Raw genomic sequence first — 26417 nt, forward strand, 5'->3', positions numbered from 1 at the left:
GGGAGGGCTCAGGTGACCGACATCCCGCGCGACCTCGAGGCCGAGGTCGAGGAACGGCTGCTCGGTCGTCCCGCGACGATGGGTCGCCGCGAGATCAGCCGCGAGGCGGCGGTGTCGGTGATGTCGGCACGCAAGCTCTGGCACGCCCTGGGCTTCCAGATCGTCGACGACGAAGAGCTGATGTTCACCGAGGCCGACCTCGACGCGCTGCGCCGGGTCGCCGACCTCATCCGCGACAACGACCTCGAGGAGGACCTCGCCCTGTCGATGACGCGGGCCTTCGCCCGCACCTCCGACCGGCTCGCCGTGTGGCAGACGCAGCTCGTGGCCGAGTACCTCACGCCGCCCGAGCAGGAGGCCGAGATCGGCGAGAAGGACGCGCGGTCGGTGCCCGACCGCGGGGTGGCCGAGGCGGCGGCGACCGTGCTCGTCGAGATCGTCGACCAGCTCGAGCCCCTCATGGTCTATGTGTGGCGACGCCACCTCACGGCCGCGATCACCCGCATGCTCGCCGACGCCCGCGACACCGACCACGACCCCAGCGCGCCGCTGCGGGTCGTCGGGTTCGCCGACCTCGTGAACTTCACCTCCCTCGTGCGGCGCATGACCGAGAGGCAGCTCGCGACGCTCGTGCAGCGGTTCGAGGAGCTGGCGAGCGACGTCGTCACCACTCACGGAGGCCGCGTCATCAAGACGGTGGGCGACGAGGTGCTCTTCGTCCACGTGGACGCCGACGCCGCCGCCGCCATCGGTCTCGACCTCGTCGACGCCATGGGTGAGGACCCGCTGCTGCCCGACGTGCGCGTGGGGATGGCGTTCGGCAAGGTCATCAGCCGGCTCGGGGACGTCTTCGGCACGACGGTCAACCGGGCGAGCCGGCTCACGGCCGTCACCCCGCCCGGACGGGTCTTCGTCGACGACGAGGTCGCGCGCGCACTCGGTGCGCTGTCGGGCTTCTCGATGATCGAGCAGCGCCGTCGCCACCTGCGGGGGATCGGCTCGATCACCCCCTTCGAGCTGGCCCGGTCGAGCGGTGCGCGGCGCGACCGGCCGTGGGATCAGCACGCGTGAACGACCCCCGCCCACTAGCATCACCGGCATGACTCGTGTGCTGCTCGCCGAAGACGACCCGGCGATCTCGGAGCCCCTGGCCCGGGCGCTGAGGCGGGAGGGCTACGAGGTGATCGTCCGCGCCGACGGACGCGAGGCGCTGGAGGCGGCCCGCGAGAACCCGGACCTCCTCGTCCTCGACCTGGGCCTGCCCACCATGGACGGGCTCGAGGTCTGTCGCCGGCTGCGCGGCGAGGGGCACACCGTGCCCGTCCTCGTCCTCACGGCCCGCGCCGACGAGGTCGACACGGTGGTCGGTCTCGACGCGGGAGCCGACGACTACGTCACCAAGCCCTTCCGGTTGGCCGAGCTCCTCGCCCGCGCCCGCGCCCTGCTCCGGCGGGGCATCCCCGAGGCGGTCCCGACGGGGCAGGTCGACATCCGGGTCGACGCCGAGTCGCGGCGCGTCTTCCTCCACGAGGAGGAGATCCAGCTGACGGCCAAGGAGTACGAGCTGCTCCGGGTGCTGGCACGCAACCAGGGCAAGGTCATCTCGCGCGAGCAGCTCATGCGTGAGGTGTGGGAGACCGCTTGGTACGGCTCGACCAAGACCCTCGACATGCACATCTCGGTGCTGCGCAAGAAGCTCGGCGACGACGCCATGCAGCCGCGCTACATCACGACGATCCGTGGTGTCGGTTTCCGGTTCGACCCTGCGGGGGAGTGACGGCCCATGCGTCGGCTCCTGCTGAGGTCCACGCTTGCTGCAGTCGGTGCCACGCTCGCGCTGCTCGCGGTCCCGCTCCTCGGACTCGCCTGGTGGGTCGCGGCTCTCTCGGACCCCACTCGGCAGGACCTCATCGGCTCGTTGTCGGGTCTCGGCTCCGCGGCGGTGCTGAGCGCGGGGGTCATCGGGTTGTGTCTGCTCGGGCTCGGTGCCGGCTTCCTCGTGGCCCAGCGTCAGGCCCGCATCCTGGGGGACCCCCTCACCGAGCTGGCGACCCGCGCCGAGCGGCTCGGCGCCGGTGAGTCGCGCTTCCTGCCCCTCGACTCCGGCATCGGCGAGCTCGACCGGATCAGCGACGTCCTCTCGCGCAGCGCCAACCAGGTCACCCGCAACCTCGCTGCCGAGCGCGACTTCGCGGCGGACGCCTCCCACCAGCTCCGCACCCCCCTGACCGCGCTGCTCATGCGCCTCGACGAGATCGCCTCGACCGACGACCTCGCGGTCGTGCAGGAGGAGGCGCAGGTCGCCATCGGTCAGGTGGAGCGGCTCAGCAAGGTCGTCGACGACCTCATGGGGCGCACGCGGGTCAGCGACCCGACGCGACCCAGTGTCTCGCTCGACGCCGTGCTCGCCTCGCTCCAGCGGGAGTGGCAGCCGGCCTTCGCCGCGTCCAAGCGGAGCATGCGCATCCACGGCGAGCGCGGCCTGCGGGTCCGTGCCACGCCGATGGCCCTGGCCCAGATCGTCTCGACCCTCATCGAGAACGCCCTCGCCCACGGCCGGGGCACGGTCGACATCGCCGCCCGCCGCGCGGGGCCGTCGGTCGTCATCGAGCTCGGTGACGAGGGCGAGGGGGTGGGACCCACCATCGCGCCGCACATCTTCGAGCGGTCGGTGTCGTCCTCGGGCTCCGGGTTGGGGCTGACGCTGGCGCGAGACCTCGCCGAGGACAACGGAGGGCGGCTCGAGCTGGTCAGCACCCAGCCCGCCGTCTTTGCCGTCTTCCTCTCCGAAGCCGACGACTGACCGAGGCACCCGCAGCGTCCGTCGTCGGCGGGCCTGCGCTCAGGAGTGCGTGTCCTCGGGGTGGTGCCTGAGGTCGGCCAGCGGGGACTGGTCGACCTCGATCGGCTCGCCGGCGAAGACGAACCGGCGGTAGGCCCAGAAGCGGAAGAGCGTCCCGAGCCCGATGGCGACGACCTTGGCGACGTTGTCGGCCGCGAGCGAGTCGAAGCCGAGGACGTAGTTGGAGAACGCGACGGCCGCGGCCTGGATGAGCAGCGCGACCCCGTTGGTCCCGGCGAAGAGCGCCGCCTCGTGGTGGGCGGGGCGGTTGCGCCGGTGGCGGAACGTCCAGGTGCGGTTGCCGACCCACGCGAACGCGGTGGCGAGCGAGGCCGAGATGATGACCGCCGCCGTCGGCCTGTCCTCGAGGACGGTGTGGCGCAGCAGGTTGAAGCTGCCCATGTCGATGACGAACGCGAGCAGCCCGATGACCCCGAACTTGATGACCTCGCGATAGAGCACGTCGATCGCTCCCCGGAGCCGGTCGATCGGGCCCCCTGCGGGCGGCGTGGACGTCACCGAGCGAGCCTAACCGGCGGCAGACGTCGCGGTGCGTCTCCGGCCGACACCATCCCGGTATGCCGTGTGCGCCCCTCGCGCCGCTATCCTCCCGGGGTGACTGTCCCCCAGCGCGCCCCCGGAGGATTCCCCGTCGTCGGCATCGTCGGCGCGGGCCAGCTTGCCCGGATGTGCGCCGGGCCGGCGGCCGAGCTGGGGCTCACCCTCAGCGTGCTCGCCGAGGCGTCCGACGCCAGCGCCGCGCTGGTGATCCCATCGGCTCCGGTGGGTGCCCACAGCGACGTCGAGGCGGTCCTGGCGTTCGCCCGCGAGTGCGACGTCGTGACGTTCGACCACGAGCAGGTCCCGGCCGACGTGCTGGCCGCGCTGGCGCAGGCAGGGGTCGCCATGCACCCGACGCCCGAGGCCCTCGTCTTCGCCCAGGACAAGCTGGCCATGCGGAAGCGGCTCACGGCGCTCGCCATCCCGTGCCCGCGCTGGGTGTCGGCCCGAACGCCCGCTGACGTCGACGCGTTCGGTGAGGACGTGGGCTGGCCCGTCGTCGCGAAGACCCCACGCGGTGGCTACGACGGCAAGGGGGTGAGGGTCGTCGGCTCGTCGGCTGAGCTCGCCGACTGGCTCAAGCGCGCGGCGGCCGAGGACTCGCCGTTGCTGCTCGAGGAGAAGGTGCCGTTCACCCGTGAGCTCGCCGTGCTCCTGGCCCGGAGCCCGTCCGGGCAGGCCGCCGCGTGGCCCGTGGTCGAGACCGTGCAGACCGACAGCATCTGCACCGAGGTCATCGCGCCCGCCGCCGACCTCGACCCCGACCTCGCGGCGCGTGTCACCGAGGCCGGGCTGCGCATCGCCGGTGAGCTCGGCGTCACCGGTGTCCTCGCCGTCGAGCTCTTCGAGCTGCCCGGCGGCGAGTTCGTCGTCAACGAGCTCGCGATGCGCCCGCACAACAGTGGCCACTGGTCGATGGACGGCGCCGTCACCGGCCAGTTCGAGCAGCACCTGCGGGCCGTCCTCGACCTGCCGCTCGGTTCACCGAGGCCCCGGCACCGCTGGACGGTGATGGGCAACATCCTCGGCGGTGAGCACCACGACCTCTTTCCGGCATACCGTCACGTCATGGCTCGGGACCCGGAGATCAAGGCGCACCTCTATGGCAAGGGTGTGCGTCCCGGTCGCAAGATCGGGCACGTCAACGTCAGCGGCGAGGACCTCGCCGACCTGCGCGAGCGCGCGCGCCACGCCGCCGACTACATCGAGGGAGTGATCCTGGAATGACAGGCACGAACAGCTCTGGGTCCGCCGAGGCCACGCCCGTCGTCGGCGTCGTCATGGGCAGCGACAGCGACTGGCCGGTGATGCAGCTCGCCACCAAGGTGCTCGCCGACTTCGGCATCGCCCACGAGGTCGAGGTCGTGTCGGCCCACCGGATGCCCGACGAGATGATCGCCTACGGGCTGGACGCCGAGGAGCGCGGGCTGCGGGTCATCATCGCCGGCGCAGGGGGTGCGGCCCACCTGCCGGGGATGCTCGCGTCGGTGAGCTCGCTGCCGGTCATCGGGGTGCCCGTGCCCCTGGAGCACCTCAACGGCATGGACTCGCTGCTCTCGATCGTGCAGATGCCGAGCGGCGTGCCGGTCGCGACCGTGTCAGTGGGCGGTGCCCGCAACGCCGGACTGCTCGCGGCCCGCATCCTCGGCGCCGGTGAGGGCGAGGAGGCCGCTCGACTGCGTGCCGAGATGGGGGAGTTCCGCAAGGGGCTGCGCAACCAGGCGCACGCCAAGGGTGAGGCGCTGCGCCGGCGCCGGGCCGAACAGGACGACTGAGGTCAGCGCGCCGAGCCCTCGCCCTTGACCCGGGGCCACTCGATCTTGGGGCACGTGTCCATGACGACGTCGAGCCCGGCCTCGCGGGCCCGACCGGCTGCGGCCTCGTCGACGACGCCCTGCTGCATCCAGATGGCGTCGATCTGCAGCCGGTCCTTGTGCTCGATGGCCTGGTCGACGACCGCGCCGACGTGGGTGGAGTTGACGAAGCAGTCGACGACCTTGACGTCCTGGTCGGGGATGTCCGCGAGGCTGGCGTAGCCCTGCTGCCCGTGGACGGTCTCGGCCTTGGGGTGCACCGGGATGATGCCCTTGTGCAGCTCGTGCTTGAGCCACTGCGAGACGCCGTATGCCGGTCGCTCGACGTGGTTGCTCAGGCCCACGACGACCCAGGTGCCGGGGTCGTTGAGGAGCTCGCGGATGAGATCGGGGTCGTTGCGGTGTTTGAAGGTCACCTTGGCATCATGCACCCAGCGCGGGGGCTTGCGGCCGAGAGGGCTGGCAGGTTGAGTTGAGGCCATGCGATTCGGACTCTTCATCCCCCAGGGCTGGCGCCATGACCTCGTCGGCATCGAGCCGGCCCAGCACTGGGGCGTGATGGCAGGACTGGCGAGGCGGGCCGACGGCATCCGCGACTGGGAGTCGATCTGGGTCTTCGACCACTTCCACCCGGTGCCGCACCCCACGCAGGAGGCCGTGCACGAGGCGTGGTCGCTCATGGCGGCCTTCGCGGCCGTGACGGGCCGGGTCCGCATCGGCCAGATGTGCACGTGCATGAGCTATCGCAACCCGGCCTACCTGGCCAAGGTCGCCGCGACCGTCGACGTCATCTCGGAGGGCCGGCTCGAGATGGGCATCGGCGCCGGGTGGTACGAGCACGAGTGGCGCGCCTACGGCTACGGCTTCCCCGGCGCGGGGGAGCGGCTCGCGCGCCTGCGCGAGGGGGTCGAGATCTTCCGTCAGATGTGGACGACCGGAACGGCGACGTATGCAGGCGAGCACTACCAGGTCGACGGAGCCATGTGCTTCCCGAGGCCGTTGCAGGGCACCGCGTTCGAGGGTTCGGCGCTGAACGGCATCCCGATGTGGATCGCTGGCGGAGGTGAGCGCAAGACGCTGCGGATCGCGGCCGAGTACGCCGACTACACGAACTTCGACGGGACGCCCGAGGTCTTCAGGCACAAGAGCGAGGTCCTCAAGCAGCACTGCGCCGACGTGGGCCGCGACTTCGACTCGATCACGCGGTCAGCGGACTTCAACGTCATCATCGGGCGCGACGAGAGGGAGGTGGAGGAGCGCCTGCGCTGGATCGAGAACCACCTCCGCAGTGGGGGGGTGCCCGAGGAGGCGGTCGCGCGGACGATGAAGGCCAACCGCGAGGGCCCGGCCGTCGGCACGCCCGACCAGGTGGCCGGCGCGCTCGCCGACCTGCAGGACCTCGGGATGACCTACGCGATCACGAACTTCATCGAGTCCGCCTACGACCTCTCCGGCGTCGAGCTGTTCGAGCGCGAGGTCATCCCCGCCCTGCGCTGAGTGGGCGGTGCCACACCGGATCCGGCGGGCGGGCGGCATACGCGTCGGTAGGATCACGCCGTGAGTGCATCGAGCGACTTCCCCCTGTTCCAGGTCAACGAGGACCACGAAGCGATCCGCGAAGCGGTCCGTGACCTGGCGGCGGCCAAGATCGCTCCCTTCGCGGCGGCGGTCGACGAGGAGTCGCGCTACCCGCAGGAGGCGCACGACGCGCTCGTCGCCTCCGACTTCTTCGCCCCGCACGTCGGCGAGGAGTACGGCGGCGTCGGCGCCGACGCCCTCGCCACGTGCATCGTCATCGAGGAGGTCGCTCGCGCCTGCGCGTCCTCCTCGCTCATCCCGGCCGTCAACAAGCTCGGCTCGATGCCCGTGATCCTCGCCGGCTCAGAGGAGCTCAAGCGCACCTACCTCACGCCGCTGGCCGAGGGCAGGTCCTCCTTCTCCTACGGGTTGTCCGAGCGCGAGGCGGGCTCCGACACCGCTGCGATGAAGTGCCGCGCCAGGGCTGACGGGGACGACTGGATCCTCAACGGCCAGAAGTCGTGGATCACCAATGCCGGTGTCTCCGACTACTACACCGTCCTCGCAGTGACCGACCCCGACGGCCCTCGCGGCAGCAACATCAGCGCGTTCGTCGTCGAGAAGTCCGACGAGGGCTTCACCTTCGGTGAGAAGGAGGGCAAGCTCGGCATCAAGGGCAGCCCCACGCGTGAGCTGATCTTCGACGACGTGCGCCTCCCCGGCGACCGCATCGTCGGCCGGCCCGGCGAGGGCCTCAAGATCGCCCTGCGCACCCTCGACCACACCCGCGTGACCATCGGCGCCCAGGCCGTCGGCATCGCGCAGGGGGCGCTCGACCACGCCCTGGCCTACGTCAAGGAGCGCAAGCAGTTCGGCAAGAGCATCGCCGAGTTCCAGGGCATCCAGTTCATGCTCGCCGACATGGCGATGGAGCTCGAGGCCGCGCGCCAGATGGTCTACGTGGCCGCCGCGAAGTCCGAGCGTGGCGACGCCGACCTGCCCTTCTTCGGCGCGGCGGCCAAGTGCTTCGCCTCCGACGTCGCCATGAAGGTGACGACCGACGCCGTCCAGCTCCTCGGTGGGGCGGGCTACACCCGTGACTTCCCGCTCGAGCGGATGATGCGCGACGCCAAGATCACCCAGATCTACGAGGGCACCAACCAGGTGCAGCGCATCGTCATGGCGCGCCAGGTCCTCAAGTAGCCCTCAGGCCGGAACCGTCGGTCAGCCCCGCGAGGGCTTGCCGTCGGTGCCGGCCGGGGGAGCCTCGAGCGGCTGGTCCTCGCGCAGCATGGTGAACAGGGCCTGGGCGCGCTCGGTGTCCCACTTGACCGAGGAGCCCGCCGACGTCTGGTAGTTCGCGCTCTCGATCGGCACGGTCAGGCTGAGCGTGGAGTCGTTGCCGGCACCCCGCATGGCGAGCAGGATGTTGGCAGCGTCCCTCAACGAAGTGTCCTCGCCGACGCCCACCGCACCGGCGGCCGTGTGGGTGAACGACCAGTAGCGGAACGGGTTGAGGACGGTCGACGGAGTCGCCGCGCCCTTCATGATCGCCGCGAGGAACTGTCGCTGGCGGTCGGCACGGCCGATGTCGCCCCGGGGGTCGGAGTAGCGGGCGCGCACGAAGCCGAGGGCGTTCTTGCCGTCCAGCGTCTGGCAGCCCTTCTTGAGGTTGATGTGGGCCTTGGGGTCGTCCATGTCGAACGGGACGCAGATGTCGACGCCGCCGAGGCTGTTGACGACCGCGTTGAACCCGCCGAAGCCGATCTCGAGGTAGCCGTCGATGCGCAGGTCGGTGACCTGCTCGAGGGTCTGGACGAGCAGCTGGGGCCCGCCGATGGAGAAGGCGGCGTTGACCTTGTTGCTCCCGTGGCCCGGGATGGGCATGAAGCTGTCGCGTGGGATCGAGATGATGGCCGACTTGCCACCGCCGGACGGCACGTGCACGAGCATGATCGAGTCGGTGCGCCGACCCTCGGCGTTGCCGGTGCCGAGCTCCCTGCGCTCGGCGGCCGTGAGGTCGTCGCGTGCATCCGAGCCGACGAGCAGATAGGTGTTGCCCGGCGTCTCGGCCGGCCGGTCGCCACCGGGGGCGTCGTCGACACGCGAGACCGAGCTCCACGCGTGGAACGGGGTGAGGACGAGGAAGGCCAGCCAGAGGGCGACGAGCAGCGGGACGAGCCGCCACCACCGTCGACGGCGACGCGGCCGGCCCTCGTCGAGCGGCTCGGCCACCGGGCGGCCGCCGCGCGAGGGACCCTGGCGACGCGGGTCCGCCACGGCGACGGGTCGCGTGCCACGGTCCTGACCGGGCGCGCCGCGCTCAGCGTCCAGCGGTGCCCGCCGAGGTGCCTGCCGGCGGGCACCGCCCGCCGACCGCGCGGTCCGGGGCGGCGGACGCCGCCCACGGGTGTCGACGGTGTAGACCTCGTCGTCGTCCTCGGCGTCGCGAGGGGGACGACGCGGCCGGTCCGGTGGGCGGATCGGTCGGACGTCGTCTCCGCGAGGCGGGCGTTCGGACACGGGCTCATCCTCCGCTCACCCTTGCCGGAGAAGCAAAACGGCGCGCCGACCCCCTCCTCGCCATTCACCGACCGCCGCTGGGGGATGATCGACCCAATGAGTGAGCACTCCGGCCCTGTGGGCGAGGCCGACAGGGGCCGTCGGGACGGCGCCCCGCGGCTGCCGGCCGTGAGCGTCGTCATCCCCGTCCTCAACGAGGGTCGACACCTCCGCGACGCCGTCGGCCAGGTGCTCAGGCAGTCGTATGCCGGTGACCTCGAGGTCGTCCTCGCCCTCGGTCCGTCGACCGACGACACCGACGCGGTGGCTGCGGACCTCGTGGCCTCCGACACCCGGGTGCGGACCGTCGCCAACCCCACCGGGCGCACCCCGTCGGCCCTCAACGCCGCCATCGGCGCGGCCCGGCACGACCTCATCGTGCGAGTGGACGGTCACGCCGAGATCCCCGCCGACTACGTCGCGGCCGCCGTCCGAACGCTCGAGGAGACCGGCGCCGACAACGTGGGTGGTCTCATGAAGGCGGTGGGACGGAGCGCCTTCGAGAGGGCCGTGGCCTGCGCGATGCGCAGCCGGATCGGGGTCGGTGGCGGCACGTTCCACGTCGGCGGGGGAGCGGGTCCGGTCGATACGGTCTATCTGGGCGCCTTCCGCCGCAGCGCCCTCGAGCGCGTCGGTGGCTACGACGAGCGATACACCCGGACGCAGGACTGGCACCTCAACCTCAGGCTGCGGCAGACCGGTGGCACCGTCTGGTTCACCCCCGACATGGAGGTCACCTACCGGCCGCGGTCGACGGTGGCAGCCCTGGCCCGCCAGTACTTCCAGTACGGCCGGTGGCGCCGGGTCGTCGCGCGCGAGCACCCCGAGACGCTCAACCCCCGCTACCTCGCGCCCCCGGTCATGGTCGTCGGCACGACGGCCGCCACCCTCGCGGCACTGGTCTGGCCGGCAGCGCTTCTGGTGCCTACGGCATACGTCGTGGGTGTCGGCCTCGGTGGAGTCGCGATCAGCGGCGGCGAACCCGTGCGGACCCGACTCCTCACCCCGGTCGTCCTCGCGACGATGCACTGGTCGTGGGGGCTCGGCTTCGTCACGAGCCCTCGGCACCTCGGGCGTCGAGCGGGCGGCTGAACGTGCCGCCCCAAGCCGTGTGCCAGACTGAGCGGCCTTGTGGTTTCCGGGATCGAGGAGTGTGCAATCGGTGGATACTGGCCGCCTGAAGGCCCTGTGGGCGCGTCGAGAAATTCTCCAGACCCTCGTGCGACGAGACCTGCGGGTGAGGTATGCGCGAAGCGTTCTCGGCTACCTGTGGACCATCATCGACCCGCTGGCCATGGCGTTCATCTACTTCATGATCTTCGCGGTGATCTTCAAGCGCCCCGACGCCGGCCATCACCCCTACTTCCTCTTCCTGCTCGTGGGCCTGCTCGCCTGGCAGTGGTTCAGCTCCTCGGTCACCGAGACCTCCCGCGCCCTGCTCTCCGAGGCGAAGCTGGTGAGGTCGACCAGCCTCCCGCGGGAGCTGTGGGTCATCCGGGTCGTCATCGCCAAGGGCGTCGAGTACCTCCTCTCGCTGCCGATCCTCGTCGCCTTCGCGATCTTCTACCTCGTCACCGGTGAGGCCTCGCTGAACTGGCGCCTCGTCCTGCTCCCGATCGGCTTCGCCCTGCAGTTCCTCGTGCAGATCGGGATCGGTCTGCTGCTCGCGCCGCTGACGGTTCTCGTCGAGGACACGCAGCGCGTCGTGCGCATCATCATGCGCATGGCCTTCTACTGCACCCCCGTCATCTACAGCCTCGACACCGTGCCGGAGTCCCTGCGCATGGTGCTCTGGATCAACCCGATGAGCGGGGTCCTCGAGATCTATCGCGCGGGCCTGTTCGACGAACCCCTCGTGCCCCAGCCGATCATCACGAGCGTCGTCCTCACGCTGGTCTCCCTCGTGGTCGGCCTGACCGTCTTCAAGCGCCTTGAGCGCTCCGTCCTCAAGGAGATCTGATGCAGGACAACGACGTGATGATCGAGGTGGAGAACCTCGGTATCGAGTTCTATCGTTCGCGGCGTCGCAACCTCTCCCTGCGGGAGATGGTCTTCCTCGGACGCAACAGCGCGCCGTCGGAGACGTTCTGGGCGCTGCACAACATCAACTTCACGGTCGGCCACGGCGAGGCCGTCGGCCTGGTGGGGTCCAACGGCACGGGCAAGAGCACCCTGCTCAAGACGATCGCAGGAGTGCTCATCCCGGACGAGGGTCACGCCCGGATCCATGGCGGGGTGGCTCCGCTCATCGAGCTGACCGGCGGCTTCCTCGGCGAGCTCTCCGCCCGCGAGAACATCTACCTCACGGCCGGACTGCACGGGCTCAGCAAGGACCAGGTCGACGAGCGGTTCGACGAGATCGTCGAGTTCGCGGGGCCCCAGGTTCGCGAGGGACTGGAGATGCCCTTCCGTCACTTCTCCTCCGGGATGCAGGTCCGCCTCGGGTTCGCCGTCATCACCACCCTCGACGAGCCGATCATCCTCGTGGACGAGGTGCTCGCCGTCGGCGACGCCAACTTCAAGGAGAAGTGCTACAAGCGCATGGAGGAGCTGCTCGCGCAGGACAAGACCCTCTTCCTCGTCTCGCACTCCGAGCCCGACCTTCGTCGGTTCTGCACCCGCGGCATCTACCTGCGTTCGGGCGAGCTGGTCGACGACGGTCCCATGGACACGATCCTCAAGTCCTACAAGGCCGACAACGCGTCCTAGCCGGTCACGTGAGAGCGGCGATGACGGAGACCAGCTGCTCCTGGTCGTCGCAGGCGATGACGAGGGAGGTCGCCCACGGGGGCCTCAGCACTGCCTTGAGGTCGAGAGCGGTCGCCTCGGCGGCGTCGCCGAGGGCGACGCTGACCACCACACCGGTCTCGGCGAGTCGAGTGAGTGCGTCGTCGTGCTCGCGCGCCCAGGCAGCCCCGCCGCCCCCGCGCACCTCCAGGTAGCCGAGGTCGGGCAGCTCGACAGCCGCCGCCAGCTCGCCGGGGGTGGTGACGACGAGTCCGATCCGATGGACGGTTCCGGCCGCGGCGTACTCGCGCGCGACCTGCCAGACGTCCGCCAGGGCGCCCGAGGAGGGCACGACCAGGCAGGCGACGGATCGTCGGCCGAGCGCAGCGAAGGCGCGCTCCACGGCATACGGGAACTGACCCGCCTCGGCGTCGACGTGCAGGATCGTCCTGAGTCGACGGGTCAACGCGGGTTCGGTGGCGCCGACGAGGGCCTCGGCCGCGCCGGTGTCCGATGAGGCCACGTCGACATGGCTGACGCCGAGCTCGACGGCACGGGCAAGGAGGGAGCGCAGGTCGGCGGCCCGCTGGCTCCGGCTCTGGCCGTCGGCCCCACCGGTCGCGAAGGTGCGGGCACTGAGGACGAGGCAGGACTGGCCGCCGAGCGAGGCGTCCTTGCGTGGCACGAGCGCGCCCCGGGACTCGACGTCGCGCCGGAGGGCTTCCATGACGGTGCGCCATGGCACGGAGACGGCATCCTGCGTGCGGTCGAACAGTCGCGAGACCCGGACGTAGTCACTCAGGGAGTCGACCGTGGCCCTGAAAGCATGGATGTCGGTGGGTGCGTCCACCGGAGCGAAGCTGTGCTGGCCAAAGGTCCGGATGAGCCACGGGGTGACGTGCTCGCGGTCATAGGCGTCGACTGCCTTCGCGGCGGCCTCGCGCAACGCGCCTGCCGTGAAGACCTCGGCGCCCAGACCCTCCGGGACCGCCTCCATGTCGACCCGGCCATAGCCGTGACCCGACGCGACAGTGGACTCGATCAGCTCATCGACGAGGTCGGCATCGGCCACCGGGTTGTCGCCGGTCAGGCGCACGACGAAGTCGTCGTCGGTCAGACCCTCGCAGGCCACGACGAAGCGGCCCAGCACGTCGTCCAGTGAACCGCGCACGACGGAGATCCCCACGGACTCCAGGTGCTCGGCGATCAGGCCGTCGTAGTCCTCGACGCTCGTGGCGACGACGACCTCGTGACCACCGCGGGAGGCGCGACGGGCGACCAGCTCGATGAGCGGCAAACCGCCGACGGTCAGCATCGCCTTGCCGGGCAGTCGCGACGAGTTGAGACGGGACTGGATGACGACTCGGGTGCGGCGCACGGTGTCTCCTGCGGGTTCGGTTCGGTTCATGGGGCAGGACGGGCCTCGATGGCGGCCAGCAGTGCGTCGGCCACCCGCTCGCGTCCACGGCCATCGACGAGGGCGCGACCGCGCCGGGCCAGCCCGAGGCGGGCCTCGGGGCTGCTCAGGAGCTCCCGGAGCTGGGTCGTGGCCGCGTCGGCGTCGTGCCGAAGGGCATCCAGACTTCCCAGCGGTGCCACGACACCGTGCTCGACGAGCGTCGTGTAGCCGACCAGCTGGTTGTCGGCGACGGTGAGGACGGCCGTGGGCGAACCGATCGCGAGCAGCTCGCCCACGGAGGAGCCAGAGGCCGTGACGACGAGGTCTGCGCCGGCTGCAAGAGCCGCGATCTCGGGTGTCGGTGCGATGACGACGAGCCGCTGGTGGGCCGGCAGTTCGAGAGCGGTGAGCTCGTCGGCGATCTCCGGCGTCGCCGCGACCACCGTGAGCTCGAGGGGGAGCGCGGTGGCGAGCACGAGCGAGGCCACGGTCGGAGCCGCGCCGGCTGCATCGGTCCCGCCGAAGAAGGCCAGGACCTTGGGCGGCGAGGGCGGTGAGTACGGCTCGGAAGGCGCGGCAAGATCTCGGCGGTGCCGCAGGACGTCGTCGCGCAGGAGGGCGAACTCCACCCCCGCGAGGGACAGCTCACCCGTGGTGAGGGTCTCCACCGGAGTGGCCCCGAGGTTCTGCTCGAGGTGGATGTCGGCGGACTGCGCGGCACCGAAGGGCCCGTCCCTCAGTGCGAGAACGGTCAGACCGGCATCGCGCGCTGCCCGGCCGGAACCGGGGTCCAAGGTGTAGCCGTCGAGCACCAGGCCGTCGAGGCCGAGGTCAGCGCAGAGCGAGGCGAGCTCGACCGGGTCGTCGGGAGCCGGGACGACGTCCAGTCCGCGGTCCGCGACCGCGCGGACGAGCCAGGGCGCGCCGTCGATGCGTCCGAGGAGGGTGACGGTGACAGCGCGAGTGCCCAGCTCGTCGGCCAACGCCAGGCAGCGGGCCAGATGGCCGACGCCCGTGGCGGGTGACGCGTCACACCGCAGTCCCACGTGCACATCGGGGAGGTGACGCAGCCGGTGGCCTGGGGGTGTTGGGGAGGGGATGGGCATCACGTGGATGTTAGCCTGAGCCTCGCTCGCGTCGCCTCCGTCAGGCGATCGGGCCGGTCGCATCGGCGGCCGCCGTGACGAGGAGCTGGCCGCCGGCGAACCCGCCATGGTGGATGTCGTGGTCATCAAGCTGTGGAGGTCTGTTCGTGAGCATGCTCGAGGGTTCGTCGATTCTGGTGACTGGCGGGACGGGCTCCTTCGGGAAGGCCTTCATCGCCGAGGTCCTGGCCAAGCACGACCCCAAGCGCGTGGTCATCTTCAGCCGTGACGAGCTGAAGCAGTACGAGGTGCGCCAGAAGTTCGGTGACGACCCCCGTCTTCGCTGGTTCATCGGTGACATCCGTGACCAGCACCGCCTCAACCGGGCCATGCACGGTGTCGACTACGTCGTCCACGCTGCGGCCCTCAAGCAGGTCGACACGGCCGAGTACAACCCGTGGGAGTTCGTCCAGACCAACGTCGTCGGTTCGCAGAACGTCATCGAGGCCTGCATCGACGCCGGGGTCAAGAAGGTCGTCGCGCTCTCGACCGACAAGGCGTCCTCGCCGATCAACCTCTACGGCGCGACCAAGCTGACTGCCGACAAGCTCTTCATCACCGGCAACCACTACGCCGCGGCATACCCCACGAGGTTCTGCGTCGTCCGCTACGGCAACGTCATGGGTAGCCGCGGCTCCGTCATCCCGTTCTTCCGCGGTCTCGCCGAGGCGGGGGAGTCCTTGCCCATCACCGACCTGCGCATGACCCGGTTCTTCATCACGCTGCCCCAGGCCGTGAGGTTCGTGACCGACTCGTTCGAGCAGATGCAGGGCGGCGAGCTCTACGTCCCGCGGATCCCCTCGATGAAGATCGTCGACCTCGCCCAGGCCGTTGCGCCCGGGGCCAAGATGCACGAGATCGGCCTGCGCCCCGGCGAGAAGCTGCACGAAGAGATGATCTCGGCGGAGGAGGGCCGCCGCGCCCTGCTCATCGGCGATCGCTACGTCCTGCAGCCGGACCTCGCGTCGTGGGGCTACACCGCTCCCCAGGGTGGCGAGGCGGTGGCCGACGGCTTCCACTACACCTCCGACAACAACGACCGCTGGTTCTCTGGCGAGGAGATGATCTCCATCCTCAAGACCGAGGTCTGACGCGTGATCCCCTATGGTCGGCAGTCCGTCGACGAGTCCGACATCGAGGCTGTCGTCGAGGTGCTGCGGGGTGACTGGCTGACCACCGGTCCCACGGTGACGGCTTTCGAGAAGGCGCTCGAGGACCTCTCCGGAGCCACGCGCTGCGTCAGCTGCACGAGCGGGACGGCTGCGCTGCACATCGGCTACGCCGCAGCAGGTGTGGGCGCTGGCGACGAGGTCGTCACGACTCCGATGACGTTCGTGGCCACGGCCACCTCCGCCATGGCCCTCGGCGCGAAGGTGCGGTTCGTCGACGTCGAGGACGACACGCTCAACATCGACCCGGCTCTTGTCGAGGACGCCATCACCGAGCGCACCAAGGTCGTGGCCGGCGTCGACTACGCCGGGCACCCCATCGAGATCGACGAGCTGCGCCCCATCACGGAACGCACGGGCACGCTCCTCCTCGAGGACGCGGCTCACTCGATCGGCTCGACCTACAAGGGTCGCCCCGTGGGGTCCCTGTCGGACATCACGACCTTCTCCTTCTTCCCGACCAAGAACCTGACCAGTGCCGAGGGCGGCGCCGTCGCCACCCTCGACCGCGAGCTGGGTCAGCGCGCTCACGAGTTCCACTTCATCGGGCTGGTGCGTGACCCCGAGCGCATGCGTCACCCCGACGAGGGGCCGTGGCACCAGGAGGTCCACGAGGTCGGACTGAACTATCGGCTTCCCGACGTGCTGTGCGCCCTCGGCCTCTCACAGCTGCGTCGGCTAACCGCGTTCAAGACGCGGCGCGCAGAGATCTTCGCGCGCTACCAAGAGGGTCTGGCCGGACTCGAGGGAGTGCGCCTGCCGACGCAGCGGGAACACGTCGACCCGATCTGGCACCTCTACCCGCTGCGTGTGCTCGAGGGTCGGCGACGGGAGGTCTTCGACGCCCTGCGCAACGACGGGGTGGGCGTCCAGGTCAACTACATGCCCGCCCACTGGCACCCGGTCTTCGAGGACCTGGGCTACCGGCGCGGACAGTTCCCGGTCGCGGAGAAGTTCTACGGCGAGGAGATCTCGTTGCCGATGTTCGTGGGGCTGCGCGACAGCGACATCGACCACGTCATCGACGCCGTGCACCGCGCAGTCCGAGGCTGACATGCACCACGCGAACCACTTCTACGGCCATGCCCACATCATGGCGCGCTACGTCGGGCTCGAGGAGCCCCTGCGCATCTGGGGCTACCTGCAGCACGGGTGGAACATGCATGACGGCTTCGCCGTCGGAACCGTCTTCGCGCCGGGCTACCCCAAGCTGGTCTGGTCGCAGGCGTGCGCCCGCCGGGGCTGGGCCGCAGGGCTGCGCGACTACCGGCTCGTGGCCGCGCCGTGGCTCTACCTCCTGCGGATGGAGCAGCAGGAGCGCTGGCTCACGCAGGCGGGCAACACCGCGCAGGAGCGTGAGGGAACCATCGTCTACCCCTTCCACGGATGGGAGGGACAGCAGGTGGTCGGCAACCACGCGGCATACATCGACGAGATCAAGAGCACTGAGGGCGATGTCCCGATCACTGTCTGCCTGCACTGGAACGAGTTCGACAACCCCAAGGTGCGCAGCGAGTACGAGGACGCCGGGGTCCGGGTCATCACGCACGGGCAGCGGGGCTTCCTCTGGAAGGACACGGACGTGGCCTTCCTCTACCGCCAGCTCGACGAGATGCGACGCCACAAGAGGGTCGTCTCCAACCGCATGAGCAGCGCCATCCTCTATGCCGCTGCCGCAGGCGTCGAGGCGGGGATCTATGGCGACCCCATGGCCCTGGAGTCCGACCACGCGATCCTCGGCGGCGTCGGCAAGCCGCGTCGCATGTGGCCCGAGATGCACCAGGTGTCCATCCCGATGGACTATGCCAGGTCGGTCGCCGACGAGGAGCTCGGCGCCCAGGACGTGCTGCACCCCGAGGAGGTCATCGACGCCTTCGGCTGGACCAAGACCATGGGTCCGCACCCTTCGGCGCCGCCCCCGGCTCCGTCACGGGAGTTTCCTGCAGGCTTCTTCGCCCTCAGTCGCAGGTCCAGGGCGAACAGCCACACAGGGCCGGCCGGGGCCGAGCAGGCCATGGTCGAGACGATCTGGCTCGCGGACGGCGATGCTGACCAGGTCGACAGCGACGACCCGACCGACCGCCCTGACACCAAGGGCTCCGCCTCCGGCGATCGCGAGCTGGACTCGGACACGACCACTGCGGCCGATGCCTCTTCCAGCACAGCGGCGTCGGGCGATGCCTCACCGCCCGACGCAACGCACCCGGCACCCCCGCCCACCCCGGAGGGGACCGCCCGCTGAGCTGAGCGGCCATGGCTGCGCCGAGAGGCGCGAGTCACCGAGCAGTGAACGTGACCCGCCGGAGAGCAACCAGCCGGGAAGCGCTCAGACGAGGTCCCAGTCCATGGGCGTGCCCTTGGCGGTGTCCTTGCGGAAGAGGCGACCTTCCACGCGACTGAAGTCATCAGGTGCCAGGCCGCCTGCGGGGCGAATGGATCGGACGTTGGCCGGGGTGACCGGGTCGCCCGCGCGCACGTCCTCGACGACGAAGAGGGAGCGCCGGAAGCGCAGTCCTTCACGCTCGGCGGCACGAGCCCCGATCCGTGGCTGGCCCAGGGCCTGCCACGCGACCTCGGTCTCGCGGCGGAGGGCGGCGAGCTCGACCGGCTCGAGGGAGAAGGCCGAGTCGACGCCCCCACCCTCGCGCGACATCGTGACGTGCTTCTCGACGAGGCAGGACCCGAAGGCGATGGAGGCCACGGCGGCGCCGATGCCGGCCGTGTGGTCGGACAGACCCACCGGCACCCCGAAGGCCTCGCGCATCACCGGGATTCCGCGCAGGTTGGACGCGGCGGGATCGGCGGGGTAGCTCACGGTGCAGCTGAGCAGCATCACCTGGTCGTTGCCGGTGCTGTGCGCGGCGGTCAGGGCGGCCGCGATCTCGCCGACCGACGCCATGCCGGTCGAGATGATGAGGGGCTTGCCCTTGGACGCGGCGTGCCGGATCAGGGGCAGGTCGACGATCTCGGAGGACGCGATCTTGTATGCCGGCACGTCCAGATCGTGGAGGAACTCCACCGCTGTCGGGTCGAACGGTGAGGAGAAGGCCAGGATGCCGAGCTCGCGGGCGAGCTCGAAGATCGGCTCATGCCACTCCCACGGCGTGTGCGCCTCCTGGTAGAGCTCGTAGAGCCGGCGCGATCCCCACAGCTCGTGACCCGAGGAGAGGCGGAAGGCCGGTGCGTCGACATCGATGGTGATCGTGTCGGCGGTGTAGGTCTGGAGCTTCACGGCGTGGGCGCCCGAGTCAGCAGCCATCCGGACGATGTCGAGCGCCTTGTCGAGGGAACCGTCGTGGTTGCCCGACATCTCGGCGATGATGAACGGCGCGGCGTCCGGCCCTACCTCGTGGGATCCGATCGTGAGCGATGCCGTGGCGGGGCGCGAGGCGCCGGGGTCGACGGGGGCAGTGGTGGAGTCGGTCATGGCGTTCTCGTCTCAGAAGTGTGGATGTGTCAGTGGCGCGTCGCGCGCACGCGGATCACGTTCGTCGCAGTGCCGTCGACGTCCCGGACCGAGGCGCCGATCTCAGCGAAGCCGTTGCGCTTGTTGAACCGCCGCACCGCGTCGTTGGCCTCGAGGACCTCGCCCTCGAGCGTGTCCAGGTCGAGCTGCTCGAAGGCAAACCGTTTGGCCTGCCGCTGTATTTCGATCCAGGCAGGGAGCAGCTCACCGCGCTCGCTCAGCCCGGCGTTGTCGAGGTAGTAGCCCCACCAGGCGGTCCGGCTGTCCCGGTCGATGTCGAAGAACGTGACCACACCGGACGGCACGTCGTGCCGCTCGAAGATGTAGACCTCACGGGTGTCCGTGCTGTTGGTCGCCTCCCACCACCGCGTGTGCTCCTCGGCCGAGATCTCGTGCTGGGTCAGGGAGACCGCGCGAACCTCGGGGTGGTTGCGCCACTGAAGGATCTGGGCGCTGTCGGCATCCGTGGCAGGACGCAGCATCGTGCTCCTTGCGGGTCTGGCGGTGCGGCACGCCGATCTGGGCGCGCCCTCGTGACGGGTAGACTATCCGAAACCAACTTCCCGACTTTGAGGTGGATTCATGGGTGCACTGAGCCGGAACGAACTTCGGGGCATCATGGCTGACGTCCTGGCTGCGCAGGGCAAGTCCATTCCCGCAGAGGACTCCGCCGTTCTGGAGCAGATCGGCTTCCGGTCGCTCGACTTCTCCGAGCTGGCGCTCCGGGTCGAGGACGAGATCGGGGAGGAGCTCAACTTCGACGCTCCCGAGCTGCGCCAGATCCGCACCATCTCCGACGTGCTCGACTTCCTCGAGCAGCTGCAAGCAGCGTGACGTCCGGTGGCTCGAATCCGGTTGGCGCTGCCAACCGGATCGTCACAGCTGCCAGGACGTGGACGTGGGGCGAGCTCGAGCCCCTCGCCCTTCCTGCCGCTGCCGCGGTCCTGGTCGGGGACAACCTCGAAGCCGCTCGCGCCATCTCGGCGCACCTGGGGCGGGGCGACGGAGAGCTGCTCATCGCCTCGCGCAGCCGCAAGACTCCCGAGCTGGTCGAGGAGCTGCGCGCCTCGGGCCTGACGGTGGTCGACGGTGACGAGGTGCTGCCGGCCACGGCGGAGCGCCCCCTCAGCGCGGGCCGCATCTGGCTGCTCACCAGTGGGAGCACCGGCCGACCCAAGCGCGTCGCCCACACCCTGGACTCGCTCACCACGGTGGGCGGACAACAGCCCCCTCGCACCTGGCTGTGCCCCTATGCCCACGGGGCCTACGCCTGGTGGCAGCTCGTCACCCTGGGGCTGACCCAGCCCGAGCAGCACATCGTCTTCGTCGAGCCGAGTGAGCTCGACACGTGGCCGGCGCGCGCGTTGGACGCCGGTGTCACCGCAGCGTCGGGCACCCCGACCTTCTGGCGCCAGGCCCTGTATCGCGACCCCGAGAGCGTGGCGGCACTGCCGCTGGAGCAGGTCACCCTCGGCGGCGAGCCGGTCGACCAGGCGATCCTCACCAGGCTCGCCGAGATGTTTCCCGGGGCCCGGGTCTCGTGGATCTACGCCTCCTCGGAGGCCGGTGCCACCATCGCCGTGCACGACGGACGCGCGGGCTTCCCACAGGCATGGCTGGACCGCGAGGCGCCTGGCCGGGCGACCCTCAGCGTCGAGGACGGCGAGCTCGTCATCGACTCCCCGAAACGTGCCGAGGGCATCGATGCTCGACTGCGCACGGGCGACCGGGTCGAGATCGTCGAGGACCGCGTCGTCATCACGGGGCGCATCGCGAGCGACGAGATCAACGTGGGTGGAGCCAAGGTCTCGGCATCCTCGGTGCGCGATGCCCTCCAGGCCCATCCGTCCGTGGCGTGGGCGTCCGTGCGAGGACGCAAGGCTCCCATCGTGGGCAACATCGTCACCGCCGACGTGGTCCTCGAGGCCCCGGCCACCGACACCGAGCTCACCCGGTGGTGCGCCGAGCGCCTCCCCGAATACTCCGTCCCCCGGCGCATCCGGTTCCTGGACGCCATCCCCATCAAGGAGACTCTGAAGAGCGATGTCTGACACCCTTCCTCCCATCGGACCCGCCTCGGTCGTCGTCGTCTCCGGGGGCTCTCGCGGCCTCGGCCTCGCGATCGTGGAGGACATCCTCGCCCAGGGCGCCAAGGTCGCGGCCTTCGCCCGGACGGTGACTCCAGAGCTCGAGCAGCTCGCCACCGACCATCCTGACTCCGTCGTGGCTGCGGCAGTCGACATCACCGACAACAAGGCTGTCGCTGCCTTCCTGAAGCAGGTCGAGGCGACGCTCGGACCCATCGACGCACTCGTCAACAACGCGGCGGCGGGCCAGGACAGCCTGCACGTGCACACCTCACCCGAGAACATCGCACGGATCATCGACACCAACCTCACCGCTCCGCTCCTGCTCACCCGTGCGGTCCTTCGCCGAATCATGGCCAAGGGCAACCGTGGTCGCATCGTCATGGTGACGTCGGTCTGCGCCCAGCGCGGGTACTCCGGTCTCGTGGCCTACTCGGCCACCAAGGGTGGGCTGGACAGTGCCATGCGCACCCTGGCGCGTGAGATGCATGGCCGGGCGCTCGTCAACAGCGTCGCGCCGGGGTTCTTCGCCTCCGAGATGTCGTCGGTGCTGGGCCAGACCCAGCTCGACACGATCACCCGCCGCACACCGTCAGGACGGCTCGTCGAGCCGACCAACATCGTGCCCGTCGTGCACTCGCTCCTCTTCGATGACACCAACATCAACGGCCAGGTCATCACGGTCGACGGTGGCGGCAGCATCTGAGGACGTGACCGACCTGGCGGACGCGCGCCTGCTGGAGGCGATGCGCTCGCCGCTGGTCGTCGAGCCCGCCGCGTCGCACACGTGCACCGGTGGCGCGCACTCACGTCTCGCGGACGGCCGGATCGTGTGCTGGTCACCGCCGGCGCACGAAGGTCAGACCCGTGCCGTGGACGCCGAGATCGCGGCGCAGCCTGTGCCGACCCACCTGCGGCGACGATGGCGCGGCCTCTGGGACGCCCACGACAGCTTCTGGAGCGCCTGGTGCGCCACCGAAATCTGCGCCAAGCTCGGCGAGGTGCCGATCATCGTGCTCGCTGCCCGGGGACCGGTGGGCGCAAGCCCGGTGACCATCGACGGCAGAGAAGTGACGTATGCCGTCAGGCAGGAAGGCGACCTCGTGGTGGCCTACGGAGTCTCGACCACGACGTCCTGAGCGACCGGACGACTACTTGACGGCCCGGCGTGCCAGCCGACGGGCCTTGCTCATGAAGTCGGGGGGCAGGACCTGGTTGGCAGTCGACTTGGCCGTGGCGACGGCCTTGTCCGTGGCGATGCGACGTGGCGCCCTCATCGCCTGCACCGTCTTCCAGGTGAGCGTGTCCTCGTAGCGTTCGATGATGCGCTCGAGGTCGCGGATGTAGCGGTCGCGGTGTCGCAGCGTCCCTTCGAGCCACGCCACCTGGCCGTCGTGCTCACGCATGCGCCGAGAGCGGGCCCGGTCCAGGGCGAGGAGCTCCCGGAAGCCGGTGGCGGTGGCTGACGGGAGGTTGCGAGGGAGCTCGCCCTGCTCGAGGTCGGCCTCGACCATCTCGGCGACAGTGAGGTCACCCGGGGCGATGACGGAAGCGATCTCGCTCTGCACGCGCACCACGCGCCGCACGACGTCCTCGGTGACCACGACGCCGACCATGGCGGCGAGTGAGGCGGTGAGGTCGTCGGGGGTGGTGCTCGTCTTCCACGGGTGGCTCGCAGCAGACGCCAGGAGCCTGGTCGCGAACTGCCGCAGGGCGAGAACGAGCATGTCGTCGGCCGCGACGACTCCCGCTCGCCGCCAGGACCCGTCCATGATGCCCAGGCCGGCGTCGCCCCCGATCACGACATTGTCGATCGTGGCGAAGCTGCGACGTTCGGCCATCGCGGAGCTCCACACGCTCGAGTCATGGAGCCAGCTGTTGTACTGACGGATCAGGGCCCGGATGTCGCGGTGCGAGCGGCGGGCGCACGCATCGCGCAGCTCCATCTCGAGGAGGCGCCCGTTGGCCACGGACTGAAGCGACAGGTCCCGGGTGATCGACCCGATGTTGACCTCGGCATCGGGGTTGCCGCTCGCCCACACCGCCGTCGATCCGCCGGCGTGGTCGACGGTGTCGACGCGCGCCCAGGCCGGGTCGACCCAGGTCTCGGCGTCGATGACGGCCGGCAGCGTGAGGTCGGACGCGACGTCTCCGCGGTGCGCGACGAGCAGCCAGGAGGGGGCCAGCTGGGTGACCAGACCGCCGTCGACGAGCCGCTCCACCGTGCTCCGCGGGTCGCGCAGGACCGGGAAGTCCTGGAAGTGGCGCTCGACTGCGCGGCAGCTGCGGACGCGAGCGGCGCCGAGGAGATCGGGGTGGCCGGCCGAGAGCGCCGCACCGTCGATGAGGAGGTGGTGCTGGTCCGGTGAGGGGTAGGCGCCGAAGAGGACGTCGGTGGTGAGTCCCTGGTCCTGCCGCCAGGCCTCGAGCTCGGCGAGGTGCAGACGTCGGTGGTTGAACCCGTCCGCGCCCACGTGCCAGGCGTCGTTGGAGTCGATGTCGAGGAGTGGCTGCGCCGCGAGCAGCTCGTGGAGCCCCAGCTCGTTGCCGACGTCCGCGACGAGCGTGCCGCCGTCGGCCACGAGGGCCGAGAGCTTGCTCAGCACGTCGGTCTCGCCCATGCCGGTCGAGTCGGGGCCGAGCAGTCGCGTCGGGCCACCGAGGCCGACGACGAGGTCGAAGCCCTTGTCGTCGGAGTAGGCGTCCAGGCCGCCGATGTGGAGCGAAGCGCGATCGTGGAGGCCGGCTGCGTCGCTCGCCACTCGAGAGTCCGGGATGGACCGCAACAGGATCTCGACCCGAGCGCTCTCCGGCAGGGTCTTGACGAGTGTTGCGGCGCGCGGACCGGCAAGGAGCACGCGCTGGGGGGAACGGGAACGCACGATGTCGGCGACGACCACCTCCACCGCCAGAGGTGCGGCGATCCAGCCGAGGTCGGACCACACGAGCATCTCACCGGTGAGGACTTCGGCTCCGGTGACGCCATCGCGTGAACGCGTCGACTGGGGGTTGGCTGCCAACGTGGGGCCTCTCAGTGTTCGATCGACTTCGCCCGGTGGGTGCCGGGCAAGGGTGTCACCTACACTAGCGGCGCGACGATCGAGGCCGCGTCACGGCGACGTCACGGCGACCTGAGTCGGGGTCGGACAGCGATTCCAGGAGTGTGGTGCATGCCAGGACGACCCAGCGTTGGTGCTGTCGTCCTCAGCATGGGCAATCGTCCGACGGAGCTCGCCACGGCCCTCGACACCCTTCTCGCGCAACAGGGCGTCGATCTCGATGTCGTTCTCGTGGGCAACGGCTGGGAGCCGTCGGGCCTTCCAGCAGGGGTGCGCACGGTGCACCTGCCCGAGAACGTCGGCATCCCCGAGGGTCGCAACGTCGGCGCCCGGGCCGTGCGTGGTGACCTCCTCTTCTTCTACGACGACGACGCGCACCTCCCCAGCACCGACGTCCTCGCCAGGCTCGCGGTCCAGTTCGACGACCCTCGACGCGCGGTGGCCCAGCCTCGGGGCGCCGACCCCGACGGCAAGCCGTCGCCAAGGCGATGGGTCCCGCGGCTGCGGACCGAGGGTGGTGGCGCCCCCGGTGACGTCGTCGTCTTCTGGGAGGGCGTCTGCATGATCCGTCGCGCCGCCTTCGACGCGGTGGGCGGCTGGCCCGGCCACTTCTGGTACGGGCACGAGGGCATCGACCTCGCCTTCCGGCTGGTCGATGCCGGCTGGTCGCTGGAGTACTGCCCGGACGTCGTCGTCCACCACCCTGCGACGCAGGCGGCACGGCATACCGTCTTCTATCGGATGAATGCCCGCAACCGCGTCTGGGTCGCCCGGCGCAACCTCCCCGCGCCACTCGTGCCCGTCTACCTCGGTGTCTGGACGGCGGCAACACTGGCTCGCGTCCACGAGGCCGAGCCGCTTCGCCTGTGGTTCAAGGGCTTCGCCGAGGGGTGGCGCGTGAACCCGGGGGAGCGCCATCCCATGCGGTGGCGGACCGTCTGGCGGTTGACCCGGGCCGGCCGGCCACCGGTGGTGTGAGCACGCAGCCTGTCGTGCGCGTCACCCTCGCGGGCGTGCGCAGCGCGACCCACCTCGTCCACGCCGGCAGCTACCTGCGCCACCTCCTGCGCCGCACCTCGGGGGAGGTCGTCGTGGACTACCTGGGGTCCGGGTCCTTCCTCGGGCGCGACAACGTCCGGCCTGAACATGTCACCGCCTTCCTGCCTGAGGACCCGAGGCTCACCGTCCGGAGCTCGGACCGGGCCGGTGACGCCAGCGGGCCCGGCGCGGGCCGGACCCGTCAGGGTGGGCATCACGTCCTGCTGTCGGTGGGCGCCCCGGGCATCAAGCCCTACCTGCGGCTCATCGCCGAGTCGCGGACTCGGCCCGAGGTCGTCGTCGTGGACGAGGGGATCGGGACCTACGGCGACTGGCGGACCCGCCGGGACGCGTGGCGCCGACAGGGCGGTCGCGAGCCGTGGCCGACCGTCCGCTCGTGGGCGGTGACCTGTGCCGGGCACGTCCTGACTGACCTCCGATGGGCGCTGTACGAACAGGTGGGCGGGACGTGGCGCGTCGTGCCGGAGGTCGCGGCGGGCTTTGCCGACGCGCCAGTCGCCCCTACGTCCGCGGCCGGTGAGGCTCGCGCGGTCTACCTCACCCAGCCGTGGGTCGAGCTGGGTCTCGTCACCGAGGACGCGTTCCGGGGTCACCTCGGGCAGGTCGCGGCGGCGTGCGCCGACGTCGGACTCGCCTTCGCGGTGCGTCCGCACCCAGCGGAGGCGGGAGGCCGGTATGCCGCGTGGCCCGAGCTCGCGCGCGATCTCCCGGCCGAGCTCGACCCTGCCGTGGTGGGGGCGCAGGTCGTGCTCGGGACCGACAGCACGGCGCTGCTCAACCTCGCAGCCGTGCAGCGCAGGCCCGCGCTTCGGGTGACCCTTCCCGAGCTGCACCGCCTCGAGCGTGGGCTGGGGTCGGAGCAACGCAGCCTGCTCGCGGCCTTCCTCCCCCCGCCGATCGACGCTCGGCACCGGGGAGGGCTCACCCGGGCACTCGAGGCCGCTCGAGGCCGTTGACGCAGGGACATGACCATGAATGTCTAGTCACAATGGGGAACATCTTTACCAAC

Annotated in this window: 27 protein-coding genes; 19 read left to right on the forward strand and 8 right to left on the reverse strand. The window is 70.3% G+C overall.

The genetic code is table 11. From position 1 onward, the window contains the following. Nucleotides 1-12: 12 nt before the first annotated feature. From ACFQW8_RS12880 to ACFQW8_RS12890, 3 genes are read left to right on the forward strand one after another with little or no spacing between them, the layout of a single operon-like run. Nucleotides 13-1071 carry an adenylate/guanylate cyclase domain-containing protein gene (locus ACFQW8_RS12880; protein ID WP_380087931.1) on the forward strand — a complete coding sequence of 353 codons (1059 nt, stop codon included), beginning with the start codon at nucleotides 13-15 and terminating at the stop codon, nucleotides 1069-1071. A 28-nt stretch (nucleotides 1072-1099) separates the two neighbouring features. Beyond that, nucleotides 1100-1777, forward strand: coding sequence for a response regulator transcription factor (locus ACFQW8_RS12885; protein ID WP_380087932.1), 678 nt, complete (start codon nucleotides 1100-1102; stop codon nucleotides 1775-1777). A 6-nt stretch (nucleotides 1778-1783) separates the two neighbouring features. Then, on the forward strand, nucleotides 1784-2803 hold the full coding sequence (locus ACFQW8_RS12890) for a sensor histidine kinase (protein ID WP_380087933.1): 1020 nt from the start codon (nucleotides 1784-1786) through the stop codon (nucleotides 2801-2803). Nucleotides 2804-2842: 39 nt separating this feature from the next. Here ACFQW8_RS12890 and ACFQW8_RS12895 read toward each other — a convergent pair whose 3' ends face one another. Then, complete coding sequence (locus ACFQW8_RS12895) at nucleotides 2843-3361, reverse strand: GtrA family protein (RefSeq protein WP_380087935.1); 519 nt, start codon at nucleotides 3359-3361, stop codon at nucleotides 2843-2845. 96 nt (nucleotides 3362-3457) lie between these two features. Here ACFQW8_RS12895 and ACFQW8_RS12900 point away from each other — a divergent pair, with 96 nt between their 5' ends. Further along, entirely contained in the window at nucleotides 3458-4630 is a 1173-nt protein-coding gene (locus ACFQW8_RS12900) for a 5-(carboxyamino)imidazole ribonucleotide synthase (RefSeq protein WP_380087936.1), read from the forward strand. Further along, complete coding sequence (gene purE / locus ACFQW8_RS12905) at nucleotides 4627-5178, forward strand: 5-(carboxyamino)imidazole ribonucleotide mutase (protein ID WP_380087937.1); 552 nt, start codon at nucleotides 4627-4629, stop codon at nucleotides 5176-5178. Before ACFQW8_RS12900 ends, purE begins: the two co-directional genes overlap by 4 nt. Nucleotides 5179-5180: 2 nt before the next feature. Here the strand turns inward: purE and ACFQW8_RS12910 are convergent, their stop codons facing one another. Beyond that, nucleotides 5181-5699: a CoA-binding protein gene (locus ACFQW8_RS12910; RefSeq protein WP_380087939.1), complete on the reverse strand. Its 519-nt coding sequence runs from the start codon at nucleotides 5697-5699 to the stop codon at nucleotides 5181-5183. Here ACFQW8_RS12910 and ACFQW8_RS12915 point away from each other — a divergent pair. Together ACFQW8_RS12915 and ACFQW8_RS12920 are read left to right on the forward strand one after the other, a co-directional pair. Beyond that, a complete protein-coding gene (locus tag ACFQW8_RS12915; RefSeq protein WP_380087941.1) occupies nucleotides 5698-6714 on the forward strand; it encodes an LLM class F420-dependent oxidoreductase in 1017 nt (338 codons plus the stop codon). The genes ACFQW8_RS12910 and ACFQW8_RS12915 overlap by 2 nt on opposite strands. A gap of 60 nt (nucleotides 6715-6774) precedes the next feature. Beyond that, a complete protein-coding gene (locus tag ACFQW8_RS12920; RefSeq protein ID WP_380087943.1) occupies nucleotides 6775-7938 on the forward strand; it encodes an acyl-CoA dehydrogenase family protein in 1164 nt (387 codons plus the stop codon). 21 nt (nucleotides 7939-7959) lie between these two features. On the opposite strand, the gene ACFQW8_RS12925 is transcribed toward ACFQW8_RS12920, so the two are convergent. Beyond that, on the reverse strand, nucleotides 7960-9258 hold the full coding sequence (locus tag ACFQW8_RS12925; protein WP_380087945.1) for an LCP family protein: 1299 nt from the start codon (nucleotides 9256-9258) through the stop codon (nucleotides 7960-7962). Between the two features lie 96 nt (nucleotides 9259-9354). Between ACFQW8_RS12925 and ACFQW8_RS12930 the strand changes: the two genes are divergently transcribed. The 3 genes from ACFQW8_RS12930 to ACFQW8_RS12940 all read left to right on the forward strand — a co-directional run bounded on the left by ACFQW8_RS12930 (nucleotide 9355) and on the right by ACFQW8_RS12940 (nucleotide 12006). Further along, nucleotides 9355-10389: a glycosyltransferase family 2 protein gene (locus tag ACFQW8_RS12930; protein ID WP_380087947.1), complete on the forward strand. Its 1035-nt coding sequence runs from the start codon at nucleotides 9355-9357 to the stop codon at nucleotides 10387-10389. Between the two features lie 70 nt (nucleotides 10390-10459). Continuing rightward, entirely contained in the window at nucleotides 10460-11257 is a 798-nt protein-coding gene (locus tag ACFQW8_RS12935) for an ABC transporter permease (RefSeq protein ID WP_380087949.1), read from the forward strand. Further along, entirely contained in the window at nucleotides 11257-12006 is a 750-nt protein-coding gene (locus ACFQW8_RS12940; RefSeq protein WP_380087951.1) for an ABC transporter ATP-binding protein, read from the forward strand. Before ACFQW8_RS12935 ends, ACFQW8_RS12940 begins: the two co-directional genes overlap by 1 nt. Nucleotides 12007-12010: 4 nt before the next feature. Here the strand turns inward: ACFQW8_RS12940 and ACFQW8_RS12945 are convergent, their stop codons facing one another. Both ACFQW8_RS12945 and ACFQW8_RS12950 read right to left on the reverse strand, forming a co-directional pair. Beyond that, the gene (locus ACFQW8_RS12945; RefSeq protein ID WP_380087953.1) at nucleotides 12011-13402 is read right to left on the reverse strand and encodes a cytidylyltransferase domain-containing protein; all 1392 of its coding nucleotides are present in this window, start codon (nucleotides 13400-13402) and stop codon (nucleotides 12011-12013) included. Between the two features lie 26 nt (nucleotides 13403-13428). Further along, on the reverse strand, nucleotides 13429-14469 hold the full coding sequence (locus ACFQW8_RS12950; protein ID WP_380087955.1) for a PseG/SpsG family protein: 1041 nt from the start codon (nucleotides 14467-14469) through the stop codon (nucleotides 13429-13431). Nucleotides 14470-14681: 212 nt separating this feature from the next. On the opposite strand from ACFQW8_RS12950, the gene pseB reads away from it, so the two are divergent. From pseB to ACFQW8_RS12965, 3 genes are read left to right on the forward strand one after another with little or no spacing between them, the layout of a single operon-like run. After that, nucleotides 14682-15659: a UDP-N-acetylglucosamine 4,6-dehydratase (inverting) gene (pseB, locus tag ACFQW8_RS12955; RefSeq protein WP_449274539.1), complete on the forward strand. Its 978-nt coding sequence runs from the start codon at nucleotides 14682-14684 to the stop codon at nucleotides 15657-15659. A 3-nt stretch (nucleotides 15660-15662) separates the two neighbouring features. Next, the gene (locus tag ACFQW8_RS12960) at nucleotides 15663-16790 is read left to right on the forward strand and encodes a DegT/DnrJ/EryC1/StrS family aminotransferase (protein WP_380087959.1); all 1128 of its coding nucleotides are present in this window, start codon (nucleotides 15663-15665) and stop codon (nucleotides 16788-16790) included. Between the two features lies 1 nt (nucleotide 16791). Beyond that, nucleotides 16792-17979: a hypothetical protein gene (locus ACFQW8_RS12965; RefSeq protein ID WP_380087961.1), complete on the forward strand. Its 1188-nt coding sequence runs from the start codon at nucleotides 16792-16794 to the stop codon at nucleotides 17977-17979. Nucleotides 17980-18063: 84 nt separating this feature from the next. On the opposite strand, the gene pseI is transcribed toward ACFQW8_RS12965, so the two are convergent. Together pseI and pseH are read right to left on the reverse strand one after the other, a co-directional pair. Further along, the gene (pseI, locus tag ACFQW8_RS12970) at nucleotides 18064-19164 is read right to left on the reverse strand and encodes a pseudaminic acid synthase (protein ID WP_380087963.1); all 1101 of its coding nucleotides are present in this window, start codon (nucleotides 19162-19164) and stop codon (nucleotides 18064-18066) included. Nucleotides 19165-19193: 29 nt separating this feature from the next. After that, nucleotides 19194-19685 (reverse strand): UDP-4-amino-4,6-dideoxy-N-acetyl-beta-L-altrosamine N-acetyltransferase, encoded by a 492-nt coding sequence (gene pseH / locus ACFQW8_RS12975; RefSeq protein ID WP_380087966.1) that lies wholly within the window; start codon nucleotides 19683-19685, stop codon nucleotides 19194-19196. Nucleotides 19686-19785: 100 nt separating this feature from the next. Here pseH and ACFQW8_RS12980 point away from each other — a divergent pair, with 100 nt between their 5' ends. The 4 genes from ACFQW8_RS12980 to ACFQW8_RS12995 are packed head-to-tail and all read left to right on the forward strand — an operon-like array spanning nucleotide 19786 to nucleotide 22429. Further along, nucleotides 19786-20037, forward strand: a complete 252-nt coding sequence (locus ACFQW8_RS12980; RefSeq protein ID WP_380087967.1) for a phosphopantetheine-binding protein — start codon at nucleotides 19786-19788, stop codon at nucleotides 20035-20037. Next, nucleotides 20034-21254: an AMP-binding protein gene (locus tag ACFQW8_RS12985; RefSeq protein ID WP_380087969.1), complete on the forward strand. Its 1221-nt coding sequence runs from the start codon at nucleotides 20034-20036 to the stop codon at nucleotides 21252-21254. Before ACFQW8_RS12980 ends, ACFQW8_RS12985 begins: the two co-directional genes overlap by 4 nt. Continuing rightward, nucleotides 21247-21996, forward strand: coding sequence for an SDR family NAD(P)-dependent oxidoreductase (locus ACFQW8_RS12990; RefSeq protein WP_380087972.1), 750 nt, complete (start codon nucleotides 21247-21249; stop codon nucleotides 21994-21996). Before ACFQW8_RS12985 ends, ACFQW8_RS12990 begins: the two co-directional genes overlap by 8 nt. Nucleotides 21997-22000: 4 nt before the next feature. Further along, the gene (locus tag ACFQW8_RS12995; protein WP_380087975.1) at nucleotides 22001-22429 is read left to right on the forward strand and encodes a hypothetical protein; all 429 of its coding nucleotides are present in this window, start codon (nucleotides 22001-22003) and stop codon (nucleotides 22427-22429) included. A gap of 12 nt (nucleotides 22430-22441) precedes the next feature. Here the strand turns inward: ACFQW8_RS12995 and ACFQW8_RS13000 are convergent, their stop codons facing one another. Continuing rightward, nucleotides 22442-24310 carry a hypothetical protein gene (locus ACFQW8_RS13000; RefSeq protein WP_380087976.1) on the reverse strand — a complete coding sequence of 623 codons (1869 nt, stop codon included), beginning with the start codon at nucleotides 24308-24310 and terminating at the stop codon, nucleotides 22442-22444. 189 nt (nucleotides 24311-24499) lie between these two features. On the opposite strand from ACFQW8_RS13000, the gene ACFQW8_RS13005 reads away from it, so the two are divergent. Both ACFQW8_RS13005 and ACFQW8_RS13010 read left to right on the forward strand, forming a co-directional pair. Next, nucleotides 24500-25327, forward strand: coding sequence for a glycosyltransferase family 2 protein (locus ACFQW8_RS13005; protein ID WP_380087977.1), 828 nt, complete (start codon nucleotides 24500-24502; stop codon nucleotides 25325-25327). 14 nt (nucleotides 25328-25341) lie between these two features. Next, a complete protein-coding gene (locus ACFQW8_RS13010; protein ID WP_380087980.1) occupies nucleotides 25342-26364 on the forward strand; it encodes a hypothetical protein in 1023 nt (340 codons plus the stop codon). Nucleotides 26365-26417 lie beyond the last annotated feature (53 nt).

This window comes from Knoellia altitudinis, assembly GCF_042666355.1.
GTDB classification, from domain to species: Bacteria; Actinomycetota; Actinomycetes; order Actinomycetales; family Dermatophilaceae; genus Knoellia; species Knoellia altitudinis.

Bases quoted from the DNA above. Each gene is read 5' to 3' on its own strand.
- ACFQW8_RS12885 (WP_380087932.1), top strand. From the start codon at position 1,100: ATGACTCGTGTGCTGCTCGCCGAAGACGACCCGGCGATCTCGGAGCCC.
- ACFQW8_RS12890 (WP_380087933.1), top strand. From the start codon at position 1,784: ATGCGTCGGCTCCTGCTGAGGTCCACGCTTGCTGCAGTCGGTGCCACG.
- purE (WP_380087937.1), top strand. From the start codon at position 4,627: ATGACAGGCACGAACAGCTCTGGGTCCGCCGAGGCCACGCCCGTCGTC.
- ACFQW8_RS12915 (WP_380087941.1), top strand. From the start codon at position 5,698: ATGCGATTCGGACTCTTCATCCCCCAGGGCTGGCGCCATGACCTCGTC.
- ACFQW8_RS12910 (WP_380087939.1), bottom strand. From the start codon at position 5,699: ATGGCCTCAACTCAACCTGCCAGCCCTCTCGGCCGCAAGCCCCCGCGC.
- ACFQW8_RS12930 (WP_380087947.1), top strand. From the start codon at position 9,355: ATGAGTGAGCACTCCGGCCCTGTGGGCGAGGCCGACAGGGGCCGTCGG.
- ACFQW8_RS12940 (WP_380087951.1), top strand. From the start codon at position 11,257: ATGCAGGACAACGACGTGATGATCGAGGTGGAGAACCTCGGTATCGAG.
- pseB (WP_449274539.1), top strand. From the start codon at position 14,682: ATGCTCGAGGGTTCGTCGATTCTGGTGACTGGCGGGACGGGCTCCTTC.
- ACFQW8_RS12965 (WP_380087961.1), top strand. From the start codon at position 16,792: ATGCACCACGCGAACCACTTCTACGGCCATGCCCACATCATGGCGCGC.
- pseI (WP_380087963.1), bottom strand. From the start codon at position 19,164: ATGACCGACTCCACCACTGCCCCCGTCGACCCCGGCGCCTCGCGCCCC.
- pseH (WP_380087966.1), bottom strand. From the start codon at position 19,685: ATGCTGCGTCCTGCCACGGATGCCGACAGCGCCCAGATCCTTCAGTGG.
- ACFQW8_RS12980 (WP_380087967.1), top strand. From the start codon at position 19,786: ATGGGTGCACTGAGCCGGAACGAACTTCGGGGCATCATGGCTGACGTC.
- ACFQW8_RS12990 (WP_380087972.1), top strand. From the start codon at position 21,247: ATGTCTGACACCCTTCCTCCCATCGGACCCGCCTCGGTCGTCGTCGTC.
- ACFQW8_RS13005 (WP_380087977.1), top strand. From the start codon at position 24,500: ATGGGCAATCGTCCGACGGAGCTCGCCACGGCCCTCGACACCCTTCTC.